General features: G+C 71.6%; 18 protein-coding genes. 6 read left to right on the forward strand and 12 right to left on the reverse strand.

The window, feature by feature from the left end:
- Positions 1–123: 123 nt before the first annotated feature.
- Entirely contained in the window at positions 124–3,168 is a 3,045-nt protein-coding gene (locus O1Q96_RS18495) for an ATP-binding protein (protein ID WP_269249240.1), read from the forward strand.
- A gap of 307 nt (positions 3,169–3,475) precedes the next feature.
- Positions 3,476–3,973 carry a hypothetical protein gene (locus O1Q96_RS18500; protein ID WP_217457482.1) on the forward strand — a complete coding sequence of 166 codons (498 nt, stop codon included), beginning with the start codon at positions 3,476–3,478 and terminating at the stop codon, positions 3,971–3,973.
- A 205-nt stretch (positions 3,974–4,178) separates the two neighbouring features.
- Here the strand turns inward: O1Q96_RS18500 and O1Q96_RS18505 are convergent, their stop codons facing one another.
- From O1Q96_RS18505 to O1Q96_RS18530, 6 genes are all read right to left on the reverse strand, one after another.
- The gene (locus tag O1Q96_RS18505; protein ID WP_269249241.1) at positions 4,179–5,393 is read right to left on the reverse strand and encodes a type III PLP-dependent enzyme; all 1,215 of its coding nucleotides are present in this window, start codon (positions 5,391–5,393) and stop codon (positions 4,179–4,181) included.
- On the reverse strand, positions 5,390–7,204 hold the full coding sequence (locus tag O1Q96_RS18510) for an IucA/IucC family protein (protein ID WP_269249242.1): 1,815 nt from the start codon (positions 7,202–7,204) through the stop codon (positions 5,390–5,392). The genes O1Q96_RS18505 and O1Q96_RS18510 overlap by 4 nt, the downstream gene beginning before the upstream one ends.
- Entirely contained in the window at positions 7,192–7,485 is a 294-nt protein-coding gene (locus O1Q96_RS18515; protein WP_269249243.1) for a hypothetical protein, read from the reverse strand. The genes O1Q96_RS18510 and O1Q96_RS18515 overlap by 13 nt, the downstream gene beginning before the upstream one ends.
- A complete protein-coding gene (locus O1Q96_RS18520; RefSeq protein WP_269253637.1) occupies positions 7,482–9,209 on the reverse strand; it encodes an IucA/IucC family protein in 1,728 nt (575 codons plus the stop codon). Before O1Q96_RS18520 ends, O1Q96_RS18515 begins: the two co-directional genes overlap by 4 nt.
- 122 nt (positions 9,210–9,331) lie before the next feature.
- Entirely contained in the window at positions 9,332–10,513 is a 1,182-nt protein-coding gene (locus O1Q96_RS18525) for an ATP-grasp domain-containing protein (protein ID WP_269249244.1), read from the reverse strand.
- 69 nt (positions 10,514–10,582) lie between these two features.
- Positions 10,583–10,951 carry a hypothetical protein gene (locus O1Q96_RS18530; RefSeq protein ID WP_269249245.1) on the reverse strand — a complete coding sequence of 123 codons (369 nt, stop codon included), beginning with the start codon at positions 10,949–10,951 and terminating at the stop codon, positions 10,583–10,585.
- A 176-nt stretch (positions 10,952–11,127) separates the two neighbouring features.
- On the opposite strand from O1Q96_RS18530, the gene O1Q96_RS18535 reads away from it, so the two are divergent.
- On the forward strand, positions 11,128–11,982 hold the full coding sequence (locus O1Q96_RS18535; RefSeq protein ID WP_269249246.1) for a (2Fe-2S)-binding protein: 855 nt from the start codon (positions 11,128–11,130) through the stop codon (positions 11,980–11,982).
- 40 nt (positions 11,983–12,022) lie between these two features.
- Here O1Q96_RS18535 and O1Q96_RS18540 read toward each other — a convergent pair whose 3' ends face one another.
- Positions 12,023–14,014, reverse strand: a complete 1,992-nt coding sequence (locus O1Q96_RS18540) for an N-acetylmuramoyl-L-alanine amidase (protein ID WP_269249247.1) — start codon at positions 14,012–14,014, stop codon at positions 12,023–12,025.
- 335 nt (positions 14,015–14,349) lie between these two features.
- A complete protein-coding gene (locus O1Q96_RS18545) occupies positions 14,350–15,489 on the reverse strand; it encodes an aminoglycoside phosphotransferase family protein (protein ID WP_269249248.1) in 1,140 nt (379 codons plus the stop codon).
- A gap of 233 nt (positions 15,490–15,722) precedes the next feature.
- Here O1Q96_RS18545 and O1Q96_RS18550 point away from each other — a divergent pair, with 233 nt between their 5' ends.
- Positions 15,723–17,222, forward strand: coding sequence for a DNA-binding protein NsdB (locus O1Q96_RS18550; RefSeq protein ID WP_269249249.1), 1,500 nt, complete (start codon positions 15,723–15,725; stop codon positions 17,220–17,222).
- A 207-nt stretch (positions 17,223–17,429) separates the two neighbouring features.
- On the opposite strand, the gene O1Q96_RS18555 is transcribed toward O1Q96_RS18550, so the two are convergent.
- The 4 genes from O1Q96_RS18555 to O1Q96_RS18570 form a co-directional block, all read right to left on the reverse strand.
- Positions 17,430–18,878 (reverse strand): PP2C family protein-serine/threonine phosphatase, encoded by a 1,449-nt coding sequence (locus tag O1Q96_RS18555; protein ID WP_269249250.1) that lies wholly within the window; start codon positions 18,876–18,878, stop codon positions 17,430–17,432.
- A gap of 400 nt (positions 18,879–19,278) precedes the next feature.
- Entirely contained in the window at positions 19,279–20,040 is a 762-nt protein-coding gene (locus O1Q96_RS18560) for an HAD-IA family hydrolase (protein WP_269249251.1), read from the reverse strand.
- A 66-nt stretch (positions 20,041–20,106) separates the two neighbouring features.
- A complete protein-coding gene (locus O1Q96_RS18565; protein ID WP_269249252.1) occupies positions 20,107–20,733 on the reverse strand; it encodes a hypothetical protein in 627 nt (208 codons plus the stop codon).
- Positions 20,734–20,953: 220 nt separating this feature from the next.
- Positions 20,954–22,051: a baeRF3 domain-containing protein gene (locus tag O1Q96_RS18570; protein ID WP_269249253.1), complete on the reverse strand. Its 1,098-nt coding sequence runs from the start codon at positions 22,049–22,051 to the stop codon at positions 20,954–20,956.
- 127 nt (positions 22,052–22,178) lie between these two features.
- Here O1Q96_RS18570 and O1Q96_RS18575 point away from each other — a divergent pair, with 127 nt between their 5' ends.
- Both O1Q96_RS18575 and O1Q96_RS18580 read left to right on the forward strand, forming a co-directional pair.
- Positions 22,179–23,612, forward strand: coding sequence for a basic amino acid/polyamine antiporter (locus tag O1Q96_RS18575; protein ID WP_269249254.1), 1,434 nt, complete (start codon positions 22,179–22,181; stop codon positions 23,610–23,612).
- Positions 23,613–23,675: 63 nt separating this feature from the next.
- Positions 23,676–24,938, forward strand: coding sequence for an arginine deiminase (locus O1Q96_RS18580; RefSeq protein WP_269249255.1), 1,263 nt, complete (start codon positions 23,676–23,678; stop codon positions 24,936–24,938).
- The last annotated feature ends 4 nt before the right edge of the window (positions 24,939–24,942 follow it).

A 24,942-nucleotide genomic window follows, 5' to 3' on the forward strand; every position in this document is an offset into this window, starting at 1 on the left:
CCGGACGGGCCCGCGGCCCTCGCTCCCGGCGTACGCTGAGGTGCCTGTAGGTCACGGTGCGCACCGCCTCCCCGCGGCGGTTGCACCACCGTGGCAGGGGGTGGCGCCATGGGGCGGAACGGTATGCGGAGCAGAAGGACGCTCTTCGAGCGCGAGATCGAACTCGCCGCTGTGGACGAGGCGTTGAGCGAAGTCACCGGTCTGCGCACGGACACCCTCGGACCCGGCATAGACAGCCTCGGACTCCGTGCGGTCGTCACCGGGACGACCCTGGACACCCCCGGCCGCCGCGAGGGCCACGGACCGCACACGGACGGCACGGAGCTTCTCGGGGACGACGCAGATCTTCTCGGGGACGACGCCGGGCCGCCCGGCCGGCCCCGGGGCGGGCTGCTCGCCTTCGCCGGACGGGCCGGCATCGGCAAGACCAGCCTCCTCGCCGAAGTACGCCGGCGTGCCGCGGCCAAGGGCTGCGCCGTCCTGTCCGCACGAGGCGGTGACCAGGAACAGGCCGTCGCCTTCCACGTCGCACGCCAACTCCTCCAGCCCCAGCTCGCGGGCCTCCCCGAAGCGGAAGCCCGCGCCACGCTGGGCAGTTGGTACGCCATCGTCGGACCCGCACTCGGGCTGTGCGCCGCTGCCGACGGGCCGCCCCCCGACCAGCAGGGCCTGCGCGACGGCCTCGACTGGGTCCTCACCCACCTCGCCGTGCGCCGCGCCCCGATGGTGCTCGTCCTCGACGACGCGCACTGGGCCGACCCGGAGTCGCTGCAGTGGCTCGCCGCGTTCGCGCCCCGTGCCGAACAACTGCCCCTGCTGATCGTCGTCGCGTACCGGCCCGACGAACTCCCCGACCACGCCGAGCCGTTCAGAGGCCTGCCCGGCCGTGCGGGCGGACGGCCCCTCGACCTGGAGCCGTTGAGCGCCGTGGCGGTCGCCCGGCTGGTACGCGAGACCCTCGGCACCCGGGCCGACGACGCGTTCTGCCGTGAGTGCTGGGCCGTCACCGCGGGCAATCCGTTCGAGGCCGTCGAACTGACGGCGAAAGTACGCGACCGGGGCCTGGCCCCGACCGAGCCCGGAGCGCACCTGCTGCGCGATCTGGCCGCCGCGGTCAAGGGCAGCGGCCTCGTCGCCCGCCTCGAACGTCTCGGCGCCTCGACCGTCCGTTTCGCCTGGGCCTGCGCCCTCCTCGGCACCGAGATCTCGCCGGCGCTCGCCGCGGCCGTCGCGGGCCTCGGCTCCGAGGAGGCGGCCGACGCGGCGGACGCCCTGCGCGACGCCCGGATCCTCACCGGCGCGGCGAGCGACGCGGGCACCCTCGAATTCGTCCATCCCCTCATCGCCACCGCCGTCTACCGCGCCATCCCCGGCGGTGTCCGTGTGGCCCTGCACGGACAGGCCGCCTGGTGCGTCATCGACGCGGGACTCGGCCCGGCCGCCGCGGCCCGGCACCTCATGGAGACCCACCCCGACGGCGACACCTGGGTCGTCCAGCAACTGCGTGCCGCCGCCCGCGAGACCCTGCGCGCCGGAGCCCCCGACGCCGCCCGCCGCCACCTCGCCCGGGCTCTGCGCGAACCCCCGCCCCTCGGAGAACGGGCCGCGATCCTCTACGAACTGGGCTGCGCATCCCTGCTCACCGAACCGGCGACCACCGTCAACCACCTGCGGGCGGCCCTGGAAGAGCCCATCGCCGACCCCGGACTGCGCCACAACATCGTCTACCGGCTCTCCCAGGTCCTCGCCCACAGCGACCGCCTCGGCGAGGCCTCCGACACGCTCGCCCGCGCGACCAGGGTGACCGGGGATGCGCGCGTCCGGCTGCGGATGCAGTCGGAGCAGTTCATGTGGGACGCCTTCCGCGCCGACGAACCCGACTCGCCGGCCCGTTCCCGCCGCCTGGCCCGGCTCGCCGACCGGCTCACCGGCCGCGACCTCACCGAGCGCTATGTGATCGGCCTGCGCGCCTGGGACGCCACCCTGCGCGGCGAACCCGCCCACATCGCCGTCCAGCACGCGGAACGCGCCCTCGCCGGCGGCTTCGGCTGGGCCGAGGCGGACCGCGGCTTCGAGGTGCCCGTCCTCGTCGCCCTCACCTACATGTACGCCGACCGCCCGGGACGCACCGAGGAACTGTTCGCCGCCGGGATCGCCGACTTCGAACGGCAGGGCTGGCACGGAGCCCACCTCTCCTTCGGCTACACCCTCCTCGCGTACGTGCGCTTCCGCCGAGGCCGTCTCGCCGAGGCCGAGGACTTCGTCCGCGTGGGGCGCAGGCTCGCCGAACGGGTCGGCCCCGGCACCCCCGCCCACTGGTACGCCGTCGGCATCCTCATCGAGGTCCTGCTCGCCCGCGGCCGGCTCGCCGAAGCCACGCAGACCGCCGAGGACTACGCCTTCGGGGAGCCGTTCCCCGCCGCGGTCGTCTTCCCCGACGCCCAGACCGTGCACGGCGAACTGCTCCTGGCCAGAGGGCTGGCGAAGGACGCCGTCGCCGAACTCGCCGCGGCCGGACGCCGCCTCGACCCGCGCGGCATGCGCAATCCCTCCTGGTGCCCGTGGCAGCTGCACCTCGCCCGGGCCGAGAGCCACGAAACCCCGGAACGCGCGGTGGCCACGGCGCTCGAGGCGGTGAGCCGGGCCCGGCTGTTCGGTGCGCCGTCGGCGGTCGGCCAGGCGCTGCGCGCGGCGGCCGACGTGTCCTCGGGCACGGCCCGCGTGGGGCTCCTCGAAGAGTCCGTCGACCATCTGGAGCGCTCCCCGGCGGCGTACGAACTGGCCTGCGCCCTCGTCGCCCTCGGCACGGAGCTGCGCCGATGCGGGCGAGCCGGGGAGGCGGCCGAGTATCTCCACCGCGGACTCGACGCGGCCGTGCGGTGCGGTGCCGACGGTCTGGCCGAGTCCGCCCGCGACGAGCTGGCGGCCGCCGGGTTGCGGCCGCGCCGTCTGCGCAGCACCGAGTCGGACGTGCTCACCGCCCGGGAACGCACGGCCGCCGAGCTGACCGTGCGCGGCCTCGCCACGGCGACGATCGCCGAGGAGCTCCGCACGGAGGAGGCGGCGGTGGTCCGGTTGCTGTCGGCGGTGTACCGCAAAGTGGGGACGGACCGGGCGGGGCTCGGACCGGCACTGGCCGCGGTGCCCGGAGAGAGCCCGGGGGCATAGCCAACGGGTGTTGGCCAACGAGTGATGGCAAGTGTGCGGCGGTAGGTGTGCGGTGATCGACGGCGGCGGTTGCGGGGTCGTGGTCCACGCCCGGTGGCCCACGAACGGTGGCCCTGAGCCTGACGACCCGCTGGCGGTGGCCTACACGCGGTGGTCCACGAGCGGGGGCCTACACGCGGTGGCCCACGGGCGGTGGCCTACGCCCGGTGGCCCATGCCTCGTGGCCCACGCACGGTTGCCCACGAGTGTGGGCGACCGCCCGTCCACCCCACGGCGACCAGCCCTCCGTTGCACGTACCATTGCGGCATGTCCTTCCTCCGCCGCCGCAGCGCCACCCCCGCCGGGCCAGACTTCGATGTGCTGGCCATGGACCCGGGCGACTGGCCGGGCAATCTCGGTGCGGGCCTGCTGCCCGCACCCGACGGCAGCTGCCAGGGTGTCTTCCTGCGCTACGACCTGTTCGGCGGCCGCGGTCCCGCGATGATCATCGGCAATCTGCCGGAGAACTCCCCGGCCCGCGACATCGCGGAGGGGGAGGTCCCGTTCGAGGTGGCCCAGCTGCTGCTGGCGCTGGAGAACGAGGAAGAGGTCACGGTCGTCGGCGCAGAGGACATGCCGGTGATGCAGGGCGACAACCTCCTCATCGTGCGGCGGCTCAAGCTCTCCGAGACGCGCATCTCCTGCGTGCAGTTCGACCGCAGTGACAACGTCCTGGTGACGATCGCCGCCTGGGACCGTCCCATCACCGACGACCTGTACGCGCTCCTGAAGCCGCTGCCCGCGGAGCTGTTCCAGCAGGGCTGAGTCCCGCCGGGGGAAACCGTCTCTCCCTGTGCTTCGACTGGAAGTGCCTTCCGCGCCGACCGTCTCCCGCACCCCGCACCCGCACCTCACCGTCCGCAGCGCCCTGCTGCCGGACGGTGAGGTGCCGGCATGATGATCGCGGCGCGCCGTGAGTACGTCCCCGACGAGGACCGCTAGCCCGGCGACCCCGCGCTTCCCGCCGCCTTCACGTCCAGGGATCCAGGAAGTGGAAACCGGGCCGTGGGTGCATGAGGAAGTCGTGGTGGGAGATGTTCCACGCGTAGGCGCCCGCGAGCGCGAACACCACGCGGTCGCCGGCCCGCACGCCCGGTGCGGGGACGTTACGGGCCAGGACGTCCTTCGGAGTGCACAACTGGCCTGTCAGCGTGACGAGTTCGCGTCGTGCGACCGGGCGGGGCCACGGATGCGGCCAGTCCTCCACCGGGAGGAAGGCGCAGGGCTGGTCGTGGCCCTTGGTCGCCGGTGTGCGCAGGTGGTGCGTGCCGCCGCGCACCACGGCGAACTCCTCCCCATGGCTGTGCTTCACGTCCAGCACCTCGGTCGCGTACCAGCCGCAGTACGCCGTCAGCGCCCGCCCGGGTTCGATACGCAGCGTCAGATTCCGGTACCGGCCCAGGAGTTCGGCGAGGCCGTCGCCGTACGCGACCCAGTCGAAACGGTCCTCGGGGGCGGCGTAGTCGACCGTCATGCCCCCGCCGACGTTCACCTCCGTGAGCCGCACCCCGTGCCGCTCCGCGAGACCGACTGCCCAGTTCACGATGGACCCAGCCATCGCCAGCTGTTCCGGGGCCCGGAGCCCGCTGGCCAAGTGCGCGTGCACGCCTCGGAGTTCGAGTTGTGGATATGTGCCGTCGGTCAGCAGGCCCACGACCGTGTCGGCCTGCGAGGGGTCGAGACCGAAGGGCGTGGGGCGGCCGCCCATCGCGAGGGAGCTCGCGGCCAACGAGCCCGTCGCCACGGGGAGGTTGAAGCGGGGCAGCACCGCCACGCGGGCATCCGGTGTGACCTCCCTGGCCAGCTCGGCCAGCATGTGCAGCTCGTACTCGCTCTCCACGTGGAAGCGCTCCACGCCCAGCTCCAACGCGGCCGTGATCTCGGGGGGTGTCTTGCCCGGACCGCCGAAGGCCAGCGCGCGACCCGGCACCGCTGCGGCGACGTGGGCGAGTTCGCCGCCCGACGCCACTTCGTAGCCGTCCACGTACGGGCCGAGCGCGGCCAGGATCTCCGGCTCAGGGTTGGCCTTCGCCGCGTAGTAGAGCTCGACGCGCTCGGGAAGTGCGGCCCGAACCGCCGCTGCGTGCTCGCGCAGGGCCGCCATGTCGTAGACGTAGGCGGGGAGTTCGCCGGACGACAGGGAGAGCACTCGGTCTCGTACGGCGTCGGTCGGGGAGGTGGTCATCGGGCACTCCGGGTCGTGTGGCGACGGATGTCCTCGCCGAGCGGCGAGGGCAGGCGGACGTAGCCGGCCTCACGGTCGGCCTTGCGCTCCCAGCGGGTGAGAAGGTTCGCCTTGGCGGGCAGAGGAACCCCCGCGAGCAGCGCGGCCAGCGGAGGCGGGCAGCCGTACCGGTCGGCGTACGTCTGCAGGGTGACGCGGACCTCCGCCCACAGCGCGGCTTCGGTGTGAGGGTGCAGATCGGCGAGAGCGGCGAGCAGCTCCGCGACGTGGTTCACGAGCAGGCAGTAGACGACCCGGTCCCAGCCGCGCTGTGCGTCGTAGGTCATCGGGCCCGCGACGTCGGGCGGCAGCGAGGCGAGTGTCTCGGCGTGGCGCTCCGGCAGGAGCTTGGTGCCCTCCAGGTCGCGGAAGAGGACCTGGGCGGGCATGCCGTCGCCGTCGACGCAGATCAGCACGTTCTGCAGGTGGGGTTCCAGCACCAGACCGTGATCGAAGAAGGCGGCCAGAACCGGAGGCACGAGCAGCCTGAGATAGGCCGACCACCAGTCGAGCGCGCCCCGTGGGCCGGCCCCGCCGAGAAGCCGGGAGATGTGGGCGGGGCCGGTCGGGTACTCATCGGCCACGGCCCCCGCGAGAAGCGGGGTGGTGCCCGGCAGGAGGTGCCGGGTCAGTCCCTCCCGGACGATGACGCCGAAGCCTTCGAGCAGCTCGCGGTCCGGTGTCCCGTCGGGGCCGGGGAGGGCCAGGCTGCGGTAGGCGGGTTCGCGGAGCACCGCGCTGCCGGGGAAGCGGTCGGCCAGGTCGGCGAGCACCGGACCGAGTGTGCGGGTGAGTGCGACGGCGCCCGACAGTTCGTAACTCGCGTTTTTGCGGAGGCAGTTGGTGATGCGGACGTTCAGGCTGAACTTCAGGAACGACTCGCCGTCGTACAGCGTCCGTACAGATGCGGTGGCGGCGAAGGGCCTGCCCCGCGGGCCGAGGTCGAGGATGTCCCCGCGGCCGAGAGCCGCGCGCAGCGCCGGACGCTCGCGCAGCATCGCGTACTGCCAGGGGTGGGCGGGCAGCAGCCGGTAGCCGTCGGGGACGGTGGCAGCGTCCTGCCGGCCCGGACGGTCGAGCGCGTCGAGTGCGCCGGGCTCCGCGGACTCCTCGGCGATCAGCTCCTCGCGTACGGCGAGGTGGCGCAGCGGGAAGGTCGCGCCTGCCTCCGGCGCGTACGCCTGCCAGGAGTCCGCGTCCCCGGTGCGCGCCTTGGGCGTGGGGTGGAAGCGGTGCCCGAACAGCAACGACTGCTCGGAGGCGAGGTAGGCGGCGACGGTCGTGTCGGCCGGAACGGGCCAGGCCTTCGCGCGCGCGGGCGAAGGGATCGCGCCGGTCCCGGTCCGTGTGGGGAGGGATGCGGCGACGGTCCGGTGACTGGAGTCGATCTGCTCCAGGAACTCCTCGTTGTGCACACCGCTCCGCAACGACAGCTCGCCTTGCGTGTGTTCGGCAAGCCGCCGCCAGCCGATCGCGTTCCAGCCGCCGTCGGTCCTGCGTTCGCTCACCGGGCCGGTGAAGCGGTGTGCCCCGAGCAGTGATGAGCGGCGCACCGCGACGCGCAGCAGCACACCGCGGCGGGGAAGCCGTAGCAGCAGATGGCCGTCGGTGAACGCGGTCTGGCGCTCCGGCCCCGACACCTCGCGCAACAGGCAGTTGAGAAGCGTGTGGGCCACGGCCTCGTCCGCGGAGGGGAGTTGGGCCTGCGCGGTGATGCCCGGCGTGGGGCTGGGGGCGGGGGTGCTACCGAGCGACGCGGTCAGCGAGGGCATGTGTGGCTCCAGCGGGTGCAAAGAGAGCGGAGGACGGTCGCGCATACGGTGATCAGGGCGACGGCGGCGCCGATCGGTACGGGGGAGGCCGGACCGTGACGGGCGCTGCCCGCCGCCGCGGCCACGCCGGCGGCGACCGCGCCGGGCTCGGGGAGGATCTCGGTCAGGAACGGTGGCAGACCCGGCGCCGCGAACGACGCCACGAAGCAGCAGCCCGCGACAGCGCGCACCTGCCGGGGGCCGACCCCGGGGCGAGGTATGCGCAAGGCCCCGGCGCTCATGCCGAACCACCGGCCCCCAGAAGGTAGTTGGGGCCACTGGTGTAGTGCTTGTTGATGTCCGAGGCACCCGAACGTTCCTTGGTGAGCAGTGTTCCCGCGGTGACCATCGCCTTGACCGGGAGGCGCGGCGCGTCCAGGACCTGCGCCCGCAGGACGGCGCCGGGCTCGCCCGTTCCCGTCCCGAGCCGCTCGATCGCCTCGGCGAGCCGGTCGCGTACGAGTCGCAGCAGCACCGGCAGCGGAGCGCGACCGTGCCGGGCGAGGCCGAACGCGTAGGCGCCCGCGCAGAGATGGACCGTGATGGTGGTGAACAGGTCGACGACCGGCCCGTCGCTCTCGACGAACGTCCGCGGGTCGTCGAAGTCCGCGGTTCCGGGAGCGTCGGCCCCCAGCCGCTCGCGCAGGCGGCGGCTGTTGATGCGCGGGCCGTCGTTGTCCTTCAGGAGCAGCCGCAGCCGCGTACGGCCGTCGGGCCGCGGGTCAAGGACCAGCGAGACGTTCTGTTGGTGCGATTCGAGCGCGATCCCGTACCCGAACAGGGTGGTCTGCCAGTCCAGGAGCAGGGTGAGGCAGGCGTCCAGCAGGGCGACGCAGTCGCTCCCGAAGAAGCGGTCCGCGAGGTGGTCGACGACCAGTCGTCCGCCCGGTGCCTCGGCGAGCAGCGCGGCCATGGGCACGACGACGGAGTCCTGGAGCCCGCCCGGGTACCGCCGGAAGAGTGCGGCGAGCAACTCGTGCCCGGCGTGCGCGTACACGGTCTCGTCGGCGTGCAGGATCGTCCTCCGGAATCGCGGTTCCCGGAGGACGATCCGCTCGATCAGACGCTGCCCGGCGGCTCCGTCGACGAGGGTGCCCGGCTTGATGGTGCGCGGGTTGCGCAGACCCAACGTGGCGGTTGTCAGGGGGAGTTTGACATGCAGGGACGGGTCGGCAAACAGCGCCACGGTACGCATCGACAGGGTCGGTACGGCTTCGAGGTGGGCGCGGTCGGCGAGCACGGCCCGATCCGTCAGACCGGTGGCGCGCAGCGCTCCGTCCAGCGGTGCGCCGAGGGTCAACGGATGGACGGGCAGAGCCACATGCGTGGGGTCGAGCTCCGTGAGTCCGAGCAGCGCTGGTGTGGGCCAGTGCTCCGGAACCGTCCCGATGAGCGCGTCTCGGGGCACGGCGAGCCAGCGCAACGCGAAACGCGGCTGGAACTCCGGTGCGTAGGCGCGCAGTCGTGGTGCATCCAGTCCGGAGCGTCCTCGCGCGGTCGGGTAGACGGGGTGATCGAGGTGGGCGGCGAGCGTGTCGAACGCCAGCCCTCCGTCGAGTCCGGTCCAGTCCGCCAGTGAGCAACCATGATGCTCCGTCAGGCGGGCGGTCACCTCGTCATGGGCCGAGGCGTGCAGCCGCATGGTGGCCAGAGTCTGGCGGCACTCCTCGGCGAAGGCGTCGAACCCGTCCCGGTCGGCGGGGTCGGCGAGGACGCGCAGCGCCGCGAGGATCATGTCGCACGTCTCGTGGGTGACGGGTGCGGAGTCGGCGGACTCCTCGACGAGGAACGGCAGCCGGGCCGCGTACTCGCACTGGAACCCGTCTTCGGCGACGGGCAGCAGGAGGAACCGCCCCTGCCCGGTGCCTCGTTGCAGCCAGGCGCCGTCCGGCCGGTGCACGAGCGTGCCGGCCGAGCGCAGGCCGGCCACGTCCTCACGCAGCAGCGCGCTGAGCACCCGGATCACCAGTTCGTCCCGGGTGCTGTCGGCGTCCGAAGGCCGCCTGTCGTCGTCTCCGCTGCCGCTGCCGCTGCCGCTGCCGGTGGGGGTGCTGGGGCCGGAGCCGTCGGTCGGCACAGTCCGGGCCGTCACGGCTGGATCTCCCAGCGCTGCCCGGCCAGGAACCCGGCCACCGCCCTGTCCACCGTTTCCTGGTCGGTTCCGGTGGCCCGCAGCACGCCGAGGTAGTCGCGATTGGTGCGGTACACCTCGTGCCGCTCGCCGACCGCCCGCAGCGGTCGATAGGTCAACCGCACGCCGTCCACGTCCAGTTCGGTGGCGGCCGGGGCGGCTGCCAGCGTGCCGGAGCTCTTTGCGTACGGGTAGTCCAGTCGAGCCGCGCGGTCGCGGCGGGCCCCGAGCTCCACGGGCAACGGATCACCGAGGTGCGTACGCAGGATGTGCTCGAAGAGGGGAATCTCCAGCAGGCGTGCCAGCAGCAGATCGCACTGGTCGCCGATGGCACGGTAGTTGACCTCGATGATTCTCGCCCGGCCCTCGTGCACCACGAACTCGGTGTGACAGGCGCCGAAGCCCACCCCGAGTGCGTCGAGTTGGGCCAGCACCTGGGCGACGACCGGTTCGGGATGGGCCGCGACGAAGGTCAGACGCTCCTCTATGAAGTACGGCGGCGGGGAGACCAGCGTGTGGAACCCGCCCAGGACATGGCGGACGTGTCCGTCACCGAGTGTCTCCAGGGTGTGGAGCTCCCCGGGCAGGTACTCCTCGACGACCAGGGCGGCACCGGAGCGGCGGCCGAGGACCTTGGCGCAGCAGGCCACCAGTTGCCCGGCACTCTCGACGCGTACGACGTCCTCGCTGGCCACACCCTCGCGCGGCTTCACGACACACGGGTAGGGCACGTCGAGGGCGGCGACATCGGTGGCGTCGGTCACTTCGGTCGACCAGACCGTGTCCGCTCCGACGGAGGCGAGATGGCGCCGCATCTCCGCCTTGTCCTTGGTGCGCAGGGTGACCCGCCAGTCCTTGCCGGGCAGGCCGAAGTAGTCGGCGGCCAGGGCGGCCTGGGTCTGCAGATGGTCACTGTTGGTGAAGACCGCGTCGGGGCGGGGGAGGGTCGAGATCCGGGTGACGACCGAGCGGAAGTCGCGTACGTCGCACTGCAGGATCTCGGTCTCCGGATACGCGCGCCGGTGGGCGTCCGGCTGGTCGGTGAGGACGGTGACGTCAAGGCCGAGCCGCGCTGCGGCGGGCAGGAACCCTTCGGTGACGGAGTCGGTGGGGTTGTGGGCAAGCAGGTACATGCGCATGCGGGCAGCAGCTTCCGCTCGTGGGTGGGGGTGGGGTGGCCGTGAGGCGGGCCGCCCCTGTAGCGGGAGCTACCTCTTAGCGAGTGCCACGCCGGTGGCCCCGGCCACGTCGGCGAGCATCTGTTCGGCCGCCCGGACGCCGATGCCGGACATCCAGGTCTCGTCCCGCAGCTCGAAGAGCATGCCGTCCCTGCCGGCGCCCAGGTCCGTCCGGACCGGGTTGGGGACGTCGTCCTTCTTCTGGGCCTCGTCCGCGGCGTTGACGCCGCGGGGCGTCGGTGAGGTCAGGGGGTTTGGGCCGATGCCCCGGGCGACCACCCCGGCGACCCCGAGCGCGGCACGGAATATGGAGGCCCCGACGCCGTAGGGCGATACGGGTATGTGCCGAGGGGTACACGAGGGCGCACCCGCAGAGGGGGCCAGTTCGGTCGGAGTCACGGTACGTGAGCTTAAGTGAGGCATGGATTTACGTTTCAACCAGCTGTGGAAGTGTCGTGACGTGTGTCTCCCTTGATCGTCTCATCGGGAGTGCGGTCACACGCTGCTGTCGGTGATCGCTATAGTAAGGTAAGCCTTACCTGGGCTTCTCGCTCCGCCCCCGCACAGGAGTACCGATGACCGTGGCCCTGGAGACTCTGTCGACCGGTGCGGCCACGACCGTGTCCGGGCTCCTCACCTCCGCGTACCGGCAACTGGCAGAGGTGTGCGAAGCGTTGACGGTCCGGGTGGCCGACCCCGCGTCACCGTTCACCCGAACGGGAGTCAGCGGCGCGGAGTTGACGAAGGATCACGAAGCGCTGGACGCCTACCTGTTGGCGGAGCACTCCCGCATCCGGACCCGCTACGACCACACCCCGCGTCCTGATGTCGCCGCCTCCCGCGCCCTCCACGACTACGCGTGGTCGGTCGGACTGCTGATGAGCGGCGTGTGGTACCTCACGGGCCGCGTACCGCGTGTGCGCCCCGAGGACGTACGGATCGACCTGGCGTCCGGCATGTTCGAGATCAGTCCCGGACCGGACCTGGCGTGCCTCCCGGAGGACCCGGCAGGCACCCTCCCGGGCGTACTGACCGTCCCTCACGAGGAGGCACTGCGTGCGGAGTTGAGAGTCGCCGTCGCCGACCACATGGGGCCGCTGCTCTCCGCGATCGCCCCGCACGTCAGGCGCGGCCCGCGCGCACTGTGGGGCCTGGTCACCGACGACCTCGTCTCCGGCATCTGGTATCTCGGTCGCATGCTCGGCCGGGAACCGGACGCCGTACGGGCCGCCACCGCGCTGCTGCCCTCTGCTGTCGCGCCCTTCCCCGGCGGGGCGGACTTCCGCCACCTCGCCGGCCGCGACGGCCGGCAGCATCCGACCCGCACGCGCATGGGCTGCTGCCTCTACTACACGATCCGCCCCGCCGAGGCCTGCGCCACCTGCCCACGCACCGGCGACGCCGAACGCCTGCGCCGGATCGAGGGCTGACCGGCCCAGGCCCCCGCCCTCGGTTCCGGCTCCGGCCCCTTCACGACGTGGACGGCATCACCCGCACGTCGGCGGCCCGCACGAACGCCACCCGGTGACCGAACTGGATCTCGTAGTACATGTCCGAACCGCGCACCACCCGGTGTGGCGTCGTGTCGAAGGTCGGCGCGTAGAAGTACTCGCCCGGCACCTTGTCACCGGCCGCGTACCGCTGCCCGGCGAGCAGCTTGTACGGCAGCGGGGAGACCGCCTGGACGGGCACACCCGCCGGGTAGGCCTCCTTCTCCGGGTACGCGCGCCCGTAGACGGGAATCTCGGTCAGGCCGGCTTTCGGTGTGACGACGGAACCGGTCGCGTTCACCGCCGTCGGCTGCTTCTCCGGGTTCTTGAACCAGGCCTTCTGGCCCAGGTACCAGATCGCCGTCCAGTCACCGTCGCGTCCGGCGACCGCGTACCGCTGGCCGGTGGACACGCGCGAGCCGATGTCGTTCACGTCGGTCGTGGAGTTCCCGCCCGCGGGCCGCAGCCCGATGTCCTTGACGAGCGGTGCGCTCCCGCGCGGCTCGGTGTGCAGCCGTACGGCGCTGGACCCGTGCGACGCGCACGGCTTGCCCTTGGTGACGCAGCCCGTGAACTCGGGCCGGTTCGCGTCGAATGCCGGCAACACGGTCACCAGCCCGCCCGCCGGCCCGGGCTCGGCCCGCAGCGGCTTGCCGAGCAGCGCGAAGTAGTGCCGCCAGTCCCAGTACGGGCCCGGGTCGGTGTGCATTCCCGGGACGGCCGAGGCGGTCGGACCGGGCACGGTGTCATGACCGAGGATGTGCTGCCGGTCCAGGGGGATGCCGTACTTCTCGGCCAGGTACTTCACCAGGCGCGCCGACGACCGGTACATCGCCTCCGTGTACCAGGACTCCGGCGCGGCCAGGAACCCCTCGTGCTCCAGACCGATGGACTTGGCGTTGACGTACCAGTTGCCCGCGTGCCAGGCCACGTCCTTGGCCTTCACGTGCTGGGCGATGTGCCCGTCGGTGGAGCGCAGGGTGTACTGCCACGACACATAGGTCGGGTCCTGCACCATGTTGAGGACACCTTCCCAGGCGCCCTCGGTGTCATGGACGACGATGTACTCGATGCTCTGGGACTTCGGCCGGTCGCCGAGGTCGTGGTTGCCGTAGTCGCCGTCCCCGAACTCCTTGTACGGCGCCGGAATCCACTCGCAGGACACGGTCGCCGGACACTCGGTGGCGCCCGCAACGGGTGCCCGCAGCCCCGCCCGCTTCAACTGTGCGGCGGCCGGGCTCAGTTGTGGTTGCGCCGCGAGTACGATCCGTTGTCCCTCGTCCGTCGTGCGTGCCCCGCCGCGGCGGAGCACGTCGAAGACGTCGTCGGCGTACGTCGCCGCAGTCGCCGTGTCGTCGGCACCCGAGTAGCGCGCCACCGCGCCGTACCAGTCGGCCGCGTCGTCGCTGAGCGGCGCGCCGAGCTTCTTCTGGGCGGCGGCCAGCAGCGCCGCGCCGCCCGCCACATTGGCGGCCGCGTCCGTACGCAGCCGCTCCGCGGGAATGCCGCTCAGCTCGGCGGCCCTCGTCAGCGTCCTGAGCCGGGCCGGGAACCGGGTGTTCGCCGGGATCCCCGTGTCGGGAACGAGGGCCGCGCGAGAGTCGTCGCCGCGGGGGTCCTCGGTGCCGTCACTGTGATGCGGTGCCACGGTCCGGGCGATGGCGGTGCGGGCGTCGGTCAGATGCATCGGACCGTAGCCGCCCGAGACACTGGGCGCCCCGCCGTGCGCGTCCCAGCGGGACTGCAGGTAGGACACGGCCAGCAGCACGCTCTGCGGCACGCCGTACGTGGAGGCGGCGTCGGCGAAAGCATTCTGCAGGCGTGCGGACGACGTGGACTCCTGTGCGCCGCTGTCGGACGGGGCGGCACCGAGCAGGGGCAGCAGCAGTGCGGCGGAGGCGACGGCCCCTGCGGCCCGGCGGGCACGTCTGTGCCGGGCGGTAGGGCTGGGGCCGGTGGGGGATCCTCGCAAGGCAGGCCTCCTGGGACGATCGAGCGTGACAGGGCGTGCGGGAGCGGGTGTGCGTCAGTGGTACCGGCTCTCCGACGATCCGTCAATCATGCCCAGAGACAGGTGATTCCCCACGTCAGCGGCGGGTGTCGCCGCTCTCGGTCCACCGATGGCCCGGCCTGCGAGGCGTCAGTGGAGTGGACCTTTGAACTGATCGGGTGAACGTCCTTCACCCAGGGGGCGGACATCTGTGAGCAGTGAGCCGCAGCGGTGTGGCGCGAGCGGGCGCCAGTCCGGACACGACGAAGGTCCGCGGTGCGCCGCTGTCCCTGGCGCACCGCGGACCTTCGTCCCCGTCAGCGAGTGCCGACCGCCGCGCGAACGGCCTTTCGGGCCATCTGGCAATCGTCGTGCAGCCGCCTCAGCAGCAGCCGCTGTTCCTCGCCGGACGGCGCAGCACCCGGTTGGGCCGGTCCCGGTGCCGCCGGGGTCTCGTGCATCGAACGCTGCACGGCCATCTCGTAGGTACGGATCTCCCTGGTGAGGACGAGCATCAGGTTCACCAGGAACGCGTCGCGTGCCGCGGGCCCCGCCGACTGTGCGAGCTGGCTGATCTGCCTCCGGGCGACGGGCGCGTCCCCGAGGACCGCCCAGAGCGTCGCCAGGTCGTATCCCGGCAGATACCAGCCCGCGTGCTCCCAGTCCACCAGCACTGGACCGGCCGGTGAAAGGAGGATGTTCGACAGGAGGGAATCGCCGTGACAGAACTGGCCCATGCCCTGGCGGCCCGCCGAGTGCGCGATGCCGTGCACCAGCTTCTGCAGGTCGCCCAGGTCCCGGTCGGTGAGCAGCCCCAGCTCGTGGTACCGGGAGATCCGCGCCGCGTAGTCCAGCGGGGCGTCGAACGTCCCCGCCGGCGGCCGCCACGCGTTCAGCCGGCAGATCGCGCCGAGTGCCGCCCTGATGTCCGCGCGAGGGGGCGCCTCCGCCGGATGACGGTTCAGCGCCGCCACCCGCCCCGGCATCCGCTCGATCACCAGCGTGCAGTTGTCCGGGTCCGCCGCGATCAGGCGGGGCACCCGCACCGGCGGCCGGTGCCGCACGAACGAACGGTATGCCGCTATTTCATGGCGGATCCGCTCGGTCCACACCGGCGAGTGGTCCAGTAAGCACTTGGCAACGGCGGTGCTGCGCCCCGTGGTACCGACAAGGAGCACGGAGCGTCCGCTGCGGCGCAGCACCTGCACCGGAGCGAACTCCGGACAGATCCGGTGCACCGACGCGATCGCCGTGCGCAGCTGGGTGCCCTGTGGGCCGGACAAGTCGAGTCTCCCGCTGAGCGGTTGCGTACCGAGCCCCGGCATACGCCGCGTCCGACCGCCACCGAGCAGGGGAGCCGCAGTGGGGCGCGCGGGGTCGAGGTAGGGGCCGCCGCCGACCGGGCGGGTGTGCAGCGACCGGGGTGGGGCGGACACGGAGGACGATGCTGTGTACATGGGCGAAACAGATCCCTTCGTGTGCCTGAGAGTTACGGCGCCGCCCGTCCCGGCCGCCCTGGTGCACCCTGGGGAGTGTTCCTTCGGCGACCGGGTCGGGGTGGCGCGTTCCTACCTGACACCCGTCGCCCACTGGCACACCATCTGGCGTGCCCTGGCGAACCCTGGCGAATAGTCGCTCAGCAACTGACAGGCGGTTACTGTCGATTCAGCCGAGAACCTGGGGGCTTGACGTGAGCGGACAACCCAACACCCGACTGTCGGACCTGTTCGGCCTGGCCGGCTGGTCCAAGGGCGAACTCGCGAGGATGGTCAACCGACAGGCGGCGGCCATGGGCCACCCCCAGTTGGCGACCGACACCTCGAGGGTGCGGCGGTGGATCGACATGGGAGAGATCCCGCGCGATCCGGTGCCTCGGGTGCTGGCAGCACTGTTCACCGAGCGTCTCGGCCGTGTCGTGACCATTGAGGATCTCGGTCTGGTCCGGCACGGGCGCGCGGGGAAACGGCAGGGCGGCGGGAGTGTGGAACATCCCGACGGTGTGCCGTGGGCGCCCGAGCGGACGGCTGCGGTCCTCACCGAATTCACGGGAATGGACCTCATGCTCAACCGACGCGGCTTGGTGGGCGCGGGCGCCGCGCTCGCGGCAGGATCTGCCCTCAGCAGCTCCATGCACGACTGGCTGCACTCCGATCCGGCCCTCGCGGCCGACGCCCCTGAAACCGACGACCCCCTGCACGCCGACCCCGCTGGGTTCGACCGCTACGAAGCCGCCCCCATCGGGTCGCAGGAGATCGAGGAGCTGGAGCGCTCGGTCGAGGTGTTCCGGGCCTGGGACGCGGCCCGCGGTGGAGGCCTGCAACGCAAGGCTGTCGTAGGACAGCTCAACGAGGTGGGAGGCATGCTCTCCTACCGTCACCCCGACCATCTGCAGCGGCGCCTGTGGGGCGTCGCCGCCAACCTGGCCGTCCTCGCGGGCTGGATGTCGCACGACGTCGGCCTGGAGCCCACGGCTCAGAAGTACTTCATCATCGCCGCGCACGCGGCCCGGGAGAGCGGTGACCGGCCCCGCGCGGGCGAGGCGCTCTCCCGAGCGGCCCGTCAGATGGTGCACCTCGGCCGGCCCGACGACGCCCTCGACCTCATGAAGCTCGCCAAGTCGGGCTCCGGTGACGAGGTCCTGCCCCGCACGAAGGCCATGCTGTACACCATCGAGGCCTGGGCTCAGGCGTCGCTGGGCAAGGGCCAGGCCATGCGGCGCACCCTCGGGGAGGCGGAGGACCTCTTCGTCTCGGACAAGGGTGACGTGCCGCCGCCGAGCTGGATGCAGCTGTTCGACGAGGCGGACATGCACGGGATGCAGGCCCTGGCCTACCGGACGCTCGCGGAGCACGACCCGTCCGCGGCGGCCGTCGCGCAACGCCACGCCAAGGAGGCGCTGCAGCTCCGCGAGAAGGGCCGGGACCGGTCGAAGATCTTCGACCACATCTCCCTCGCGTCCGCCTGCTTCATCGCGGACGACCCCGAGCAGGCCGACCGGTACGCCCGTCTCGCCCTGACGTCGATGGGGTCGAACTCCTCCCACCGCACCTGGGACCGGCTTCGTGAGATGTACCGGCTGACGGGGCAGTACTCCAGCTATCCGAAGATCCACGATCTACGTGAGGAGATCAAACTGTCGCTGCCCAAGGGCGCCTTGAAGGCGAGGGGCGGCAACAGCGCACGGGCATAGAGGGCCTGGGCGGCTGCGACCGCGCCACGCGGTCGTGGAGACGACAGCTGTACGACGCTCGTGGTCTCGGCAGCTGTACGCCACCGTCACATGGATCCTCACACCGGCACATCGGAATCCTCGCGGCCGACGCGGGCCGATGCATTGCGGTCGGGCCGAGTGCCGTCGGACCTGAGCCGTGTCCAGGGCGGCGATCCAGGCGACGACTCAGGTGGCGACCCTCGCGACGAGTATGCAGGCGTCGTCCTCGCGCTCCGTCTCGCCGAACTCCTCCACCACCGTCCGTACGCAGTCCTGCGCGGTGCGGGCCTCGCCGAAGCGGGGGGCCAGGTCGAGGAGACGGCTGACGGCCCCGGTGCCCTCCCCGCTCCCGGTTTCTCCCGGGTGAGGGGAGCCCCATCGCCAGGGGACCAGTCCGTCGGTGTGCAGGAGGAGGACGTCGCCCGGTTCGAGCGGCTCTTCGGCCTGCCCGTAGGAGGCACCCGAGGTGGCGCCGAGCAGGACGCCGTCCGGCGGGGTCAGCATGCGCCCCGTCCCGTTGCGGAACAGCAGCGGGGCGGGGTGTCCCGCCTGCGCCCAGACGAGGGTCCGGCTCTGCGGCCGGTAGCGGCAGCAGACCGCGCTGCCCAGAGCGGGCTGTACGGAGGAGTCGAGCAACTGGTTGAGCCATGCCATGAGCTGGCCGGGCTCGGTGCCCGCGACGGCCATGCCGCGCAGCGCGCCGAGGAGCATCGCCATGCCAGAGGTGGCGGTGACTCCGTGGCCGGTGAGGTCGCCCACGCTCAACAGTGTGTCGCCACTGGGCAGTTCGAGTGCGTCGTACCAGTCACCGCCGATCAGTGCCCTGGCCGAGGAGGGCAGATAGCGGGCGGCCAGGTCGAGTGTCCCGGGGCCTTGTTGCGGGAGGAGCAGGGAGCCGCGCCATGGTGGCAGTACGGCTTCCTGCAACTCGACCGCGAGGCGGTGTTCCGTCTGCGCGAGGTGCCGTTGGCGTTGCAGGGAGTCCCGGGTCTCGCCGACGGTGCGCTGGCTGCGGCGCAGTTCGCTGACGTCCCGGAGTACGGCCCACATCGAGGCGGTGCTGCCGTCCGTGTCGAGCACGGGCTCACCCATCATGTGCACGGTCCGTACGCCGCCGTCGGGCCGGATGACACGGAACTCCCCGTCGATCGGTTTGGCGTCGATCAGGCAGTCGGTGACCATCGAGGTCAGTCTCGGGCGGTCCTCGTCGACGACGACGGAGGGCAGTTCGTCGAGGGTGAGCGGGGGAGCGGCGGGGTCGCGGCCGAGGATCTGGTACAGCTCACCCGACCAACTCGCCTCGTCCGTCAGCAGGTTCCACTCGGCGCTGCCGACCCGGCTGAGCAGTGAGCCGCGGGGTGCGGCCGGAGGTGCCGTTTCGGCTTCTACGGGTACCGGTGGCGGGCCGTCCCTCAGTTGTGCCAAGTGCGCGTCGAGGTCGTTGAGCTGATGCATCGCCAGGTCGCACAGGGCGCGCTGCCAGCGTCCCTCCGGGTCGGTGCCGTCGGCCGGCGCGTCACGTCGTACGGCGTCCATTTCGCCCCGCAGTCGGCGCGTCTGCGAAATGAGCGCGTCGACCGAGCCGCGCGGGGGCGGCTGGGCGGCAGGGTGGTCCGCCGAGAGGTGGGACGGCATGACGTACTCCGATACAGGCACGGTACGACCAAGGCAGAGGGAAGGACCGTTACGACTGTTGCACAGCCCGCGACGCGCTGTAAGTGGTTTGGTGACACACGACGCGGTGGTGCCCACGGCATATGCCGTAGTCCTTACGGAGGGTTTGGGCGGGACGGATTCAGTACCCGACTGAATGCCCAAGTCGTAGGAATCATAGGCGAGTTGATGGAGTGATCCCAGTGGTGGGTGAGCTCTTCAATCACACGTTCGGGGAGCGTATGTGCGAGTGTTCTGTGCCCCGCTCGCTCCTGCGAAAACGGGCGCCCGGAGATTGCCTGATCTCCGTCGCCGGTGCATGGGGCGGGAGTGGCTGATGGGGCGGAAGATGGCCGCTCGCGCGGGGCCGGCAGCCGCCGGATCAGCGGGCGTCGACCTCGCCGTCGCCCGAGGTGCTCGTGCCGGTCAGCCGCAGTACCGCGTCCAGGCCCCGGCGGGAACCCGGTGCGGCCCCGGCGGGCAGCACATAGGCGCGCAGTCCGGCACCGGCCGCCCCGCCGTCCTTCGCCGGATGGTCGCCCACCATCAACGTCTCGGCGGGAGCGACGTCCAGTTCACGGCACGCGTGCCCGAACAGCACCGGGTCGGGCTTCTCCGTACCGAACGCGTAGGAGTGCACCCACGTCGAGAAGTACTGGTCGAGCCCGTGGTGCGCGAACGTCGCCCGCAGATCCCAGCCCACGTCACTGACCACGCCCAGCGCGATCCCCTCGCCGGCCAGTCGCGCGAGTGTGGGCCCGGTGTCCGCGTACGGCACCCAGTGCTCGGGGGCCCGCAACTGCGCGTAGAGCGCGTCCGCGTGCGGCGCCAGCTCCCGCACCGACGCGTACCACGTGGTGAAGGCGTGCCGGTGTGCCCGCGACGACACATCGCGCCCGCGCTGTGCCTCGACCACGTCGGGGTCGGTGAGTCCCCTCTCCAGCCCGTCCAGGAGCCGGTCCATCTCCCGCTCGCCGACGGGCCGCGGGAGGACACCGCGGATCCGGTCCGCGTACGTCGCGATCTGGAGGAGCGTGCCGCCGAAGTCGAAGAGCACGGCCCGGACGGGGGCCGGGCCCTGTCCGAAGGGCGTGGCGCGCAACGGTCCCTCGGGGCCGCAGACCGGGAGAGGGGATCGAGTCATTCGATCTTCCTAGCCGCACGGGGCGGGCGGGGCAAGACCCGTGCGCACCCTGCGGTCCGCGGCCGGTCAGTACCGCTGGGCCTTGGCCAGCTTCGGCGTCAGTGCCGGCTCGGCCGGCTTGCGGCTGATGGCGAGCGGCTGGGCCTTCTCGCCGGGTGCGAGGTCCTCGGCGCCGACATACCTGGTCTCCACCGTCTTGCCGGAGGAGTCCGTGAAGTCGACCTGGACGGCGTACGAGGCCTCGTCGTCGGTCCTGTTGGTGATGTTGACGAGGACGACGAGCAGGCCGCCGGTCTCCGACCTGGGTTTGCCGGTCATGGAGACGTCGGACATCGCGTTTCCCCGGCCGTCGACATCCTTGAGGGCGCTCTCCGCGGCCTCGTTGGCCCGGGACACCTCCGCCGACACGGACGCCTCGAAGGCCGACGCGGCGGCCGAGGCGGAGGACGCCGCCGCGGAGGCGGCGGCGCGCGCGGACTCGACGACCGACTCGTTCACGGAGGGGGCCGTGCCCGAGAAGGACGCGGTGTCGGGCGGCGAAGGCCGCTCACTGAAGGACGAGCTGGAGCCGTCCGGGTCGCTGTCGGTGCTGCACGACGCGGCGGCGCTCACGACCGCGGTCACAACCGCCGCCGTGAGGAGAGCCGAGCGGATGCGGCCCGGCCGGCGGGGCCCGTGGGGTGCTGTGCTCATCGAGTGCGGTCCTCGCTGTCGGGGACGTCGGAACGGTCGCCGAAATAAACCTTATGCCGGAAATATCGGTGCAGCATTCCGGATGAGTCGGCCGCGGTCACCCGTTCCCTCGCTCGGTTCGCGCCGGCGCCCTGAACCGGCTCGTCGCGGAGCGGAGCACGGCGGGGCCGATCCGGTCCGACCGGATCGGCCCCGCCGGGCGACGAAGTGTCGGTCGTGCTCAGTAGCGGAGTACTCCCGCGATGCCGTCGGTTTCGGCGAGTGTGCCGTCCGGTACGAAGCGGACCTGCGCGCCGGTGTCGAGGCACTGTTCGACGATCTCGTCCACGATGTCGTCCCGCGCGTCGAGGTCACCGCTCTCGGCAGGGACGAGATGGTCGCCGCCGTCGTCGCGTACCGTCACGCGGTAGTTCTCCTCGACGGCCAGCAGGCGGACCCGGCCGGCGGTCGCGTTCTGCCACACCTCGTCGACGCCCGCCGCGAACTCCCGGCGGCCCTTGGCGGCTTCGAGCTCGCGGGTCACGGTGTCGACGCTCTTCCGGTCCTCGGCGGTGACCAGCGGGCCGACCGCCTGCCACACCGCGTCGGCTCCGGCGTGCCCGAGGCCGCCGTGCGGGACGTGGACGGCGTTCTTGGTGACGGTGCCGACCTCGTCGAGCAGCGAGAGCGCGGCCTGTTCGCCGGCGACGTACACGGGCCTCGGGGCGGAGCGCAGGACCCCGGCGAGGGCGGTGTCGCCGTCCCGCAGGAAGTGTCGCGTGCGTTCGTCGCGGAAGGTGCTCGGCAGGTCGCCGACGCGCTCCTTGCGCTCGGCGTCCGGATCCTCGAGGTTCCGCGTCAGCGGGAAGCCTGCCGTCCCGGCCTCGACGACATGCCCTCCGCCGCCGCTCCACAGGGAGATCCGGTCGGCGGAGACGGTCAGCACCCAGAACGGACGCTCGGCGGCCTGCGCCGCGACGAGATTGCGGGTCAGGAACGTGTCCGAGAGGACGACGCGCTCCGGCACGGTCCGGGCCAGCGACCACACCTGGTGCTCACCGGGGGCCGCGAAGATCGCGAGTCCGTCCGCGGCGTGGTTGAGGTCGACCTCCGCCAGCGCCTGTTCGAGCTGCCCGACGACGTCCATCCGCCGCTCACGGGTGACCGCCGGGTCGGTCTCGAGTTGCTTCTTCGCCTCGGCCAGGACGTTGCGCAGCCGGACGGGATCCTGCGCCTTGTCGGGTTCCCTGCGATGGGTCGGCGTCAGGACCGACACCGCCGGGTAGGGCCGCGGCCGGCGCAGTTCGACGAGTGTGGTGGGGCTCAGAACATGCTCCATAGATGCACCATATGACCGATTTGATGGTGTGGCATTCGGGGGAATTCGATCGGGCAAAAAGGGCAATTGGTTGTTAATGTCGCCGGACAGTCGCGTCGCGCACTCCCTGCAACGCCCTAGGACCCCCATGACCCAGGCCGAGACCGGAGCCGGGACCGAGCCCCGGGCGCCCGCAGCCAAACTCACCCTGCCCACTCTGACCACGATGGTCGTGGGCTCCATGGTCGGTGCGGGCGTCTTCTCGCTGCCCCGGCGCTTCGGCCAGGAGACCGGCGTGGCCGGCGCGCTCATCGCGTGGGCGGTGGCCGGCACCGGGATGCTGATGCTGGCCTTCGTCTTCCAGCGGCTGGCCATCCGCAGGCCCGACCTCGACGCCGGCGTCTACGCCTACGCGAAGGCCGGTTTCGGCGAGTACCTCGGCTTCTTCGCCGCTTTCGGCTACTGGGCGAGTGCCTGCGTCGGCAACGTGACGTACTGGGTGCTCATCATGTCGACGGTCGGTGCGATCGCCCCGGCGCTCGGCGACGGTGACACCGTCCTCGCCATGGTGCTCTCCTCGGCCGGTCTGTGGGCGTTCTTCCTGCTCATCAGCCGCGGGGTCAAGGAAGCGGCGGCCATCAACAGGATCGTCACCATCGCCAAGATCGTGCCCATCCTGGTCTTCGTCCTCATCGCGCTGTTCTGCCTCAAGCCCCACGTCTTCGCCGAGAACTTCGCCGGCGCCGACTACGCCGGGTCACTGTTCCAGCAGGTCAAGGGCACCATGCTGGCAACGGTCTTCGTGTTCCTGGGCGTCGAGGGCGCCAGCGTCTACTCCCGGCACGCCAAGCGCCGCGAGGACGTCGGCCGCGCGACCGTCCTGGGCTTTCTGAGCGTGTTCGCCATCTTCGCCTCGGTCACCATCGTCTCGTACGGCATCCTGCCGATGAGCGAGATCGCCGAGCTCCGCCAGCCCTCCATGGCAGGCGTCCTGGAGGAGGCGGTCGGCACCTGGGGAAAGGTGTTCGTCAGCGTCGGCCTGATCGTCTCCGTCCTCGGCGCCTACCTCGCCTGGACGCTCATGGCCGCCGAGGTTCTCTTCGTCGCCGCGAGGGACGAGGACATGCCCCGCTTCCTGGGCCGCTCCACCGCGGCCGACGTGCCCCTGCCCGCGCTGGTGATGACCACGCTTCTCACCCAGGTCGTGCTCGTCGTCACCCTCTTCTCGGACGACGCGTTCAACTTCGCGCTCGACCTGACCAGCGCACTGACCCTCATCCCCTTCCTGTTGGCCGCCGCCTTCGCCGTACAGGTCGCGTGGTCCGGCGGCGGGGGCCGGGCCGATCTCCCCATCGCCGCCCTGGCCACCGTCTACACCGCGTTCCTCCTCTACGCGGCCGGCCTGAAATATCTCCTCGTGTCCCTCATCGTCTACGCGCCCGCCACGATCCTGTTCGTCATGGCCCGCCGCGAGCAGGACAGACGCCTCTTCTCGCCCCGTGAACTCGTGATCCTCGCGGTCTCGGTCGCCGGAGCGGTCGTGGGGGTGGTCGCCCTCGCGCAGGGCTGGATCAGCCTCTGACGCCGTGCCCGACGAAGGCCGACCGCTCGCCCGCTCACCCGCCGACTCCGTGAAAGGCAGACCGTGACCAGACAGGACACCCCACCCCGGCCCGCGTACGGCGTCCACTCCGAGGTCGGCAGACTGCGCAAGGTGCTGGTCTGCGCACCCGGGCTCGCCCACCGCAGACTCACGCCCACCAACTCCGACGACCTGCTCTTCGACGACGTCATGTGGGTGGAGAACGCCCAGCGCGACCACGCCGACTTCGTCGACAAGCTGCGTGAGCGGGACGTCGACGTCGTCGAACTGCACGATCTGCTCGCGCGGACCATGGCCGACGCGGAGGCGAGAACCTGGCTGCTCGACCGTAAGATCACCGCGAACGAGGTTGGCCTCGGCCTCATCGACGACACCCGGGCCTTCCTGGAGTCGCTGGAACCCCGCAGGCTCGCCGAGTACCTGATCGGCGGCCTGGCCACCGTCGACCTGCCCGAGGAGTTCCGCGACGGCTATGTGGCCCTGGCCCGCGAATCGACCGGCGCACGCGAGTACCTGATGCCGCCGCTGCCCAACACCCTCTACACCCGGGACACCACCTGCTGGCTCTACGGGGGTCTCACGCTCAACCCGCTGTACTGGCCCGCCCGGCACGACGAGACGCTGCTCATGAAGGCGATCTACACCTTCCACCCGGACTACGCGGGTTCCGAGGTGTGGTGGGGGGATCCCGAACTCGACTGGGGGCAGGCCACGTTCGAGGGCGGTGACATCATGCCCGTCGGCAACGGCGTGGTCCTCATGGGCATGAGCGAACGCACTTCACGCCAGGCGATCACGCAGGTGGCGGCCGCCCTGTTCGCGAAGGGGGCGGCTGAGCACGTCATCGTCGCGGGCATGCCCAGACTGCGCTCCGCGATGCACCTCGACACGGTGTTCACCTTCGCCGACCGGGACCTCGTGACCCTGTACCCGACCATCATGGACGCGGTCCACACCTTCTCCCTGCGCCCCGGCGACAGGGCGCCCGGCGTCGAACTGACCGACGAGGGCTCCCGCCCCTTCGTGGAGGTCGTGGCGAAGGCCCTCGGGCTCGCCGCGCTGCGGGTCGTGGAGACGGGCGGTGACGTGTACGCCTCGGAGCGGCAGCAGTGGGACAGCGGGAACAACGCCGTCGCGCTGGAGCCCGGTGTGGTGTTCACCTACGACCGCAACACGCAGACCAACACGCTGCTGCGGAAGGCGGGCGTCGAGGTCATCACGATCGTCGGCGCCGAGCTGGGACGGGGCCGGGGCGGCGGGCACTGCATGACGTGCCCGATCGTGCGCGACCCGGTCGACTTCTGAACCC

Origin of the sequence: Streptomyces aurantiacus (assembly GCF_027107535.1) — a bacterium.
Taxonomy (GTDB): Bacteria; Actinomycetota; Actinomycetes; order Streptomycetales; family Streptomycetaceae; genus Streptomyces.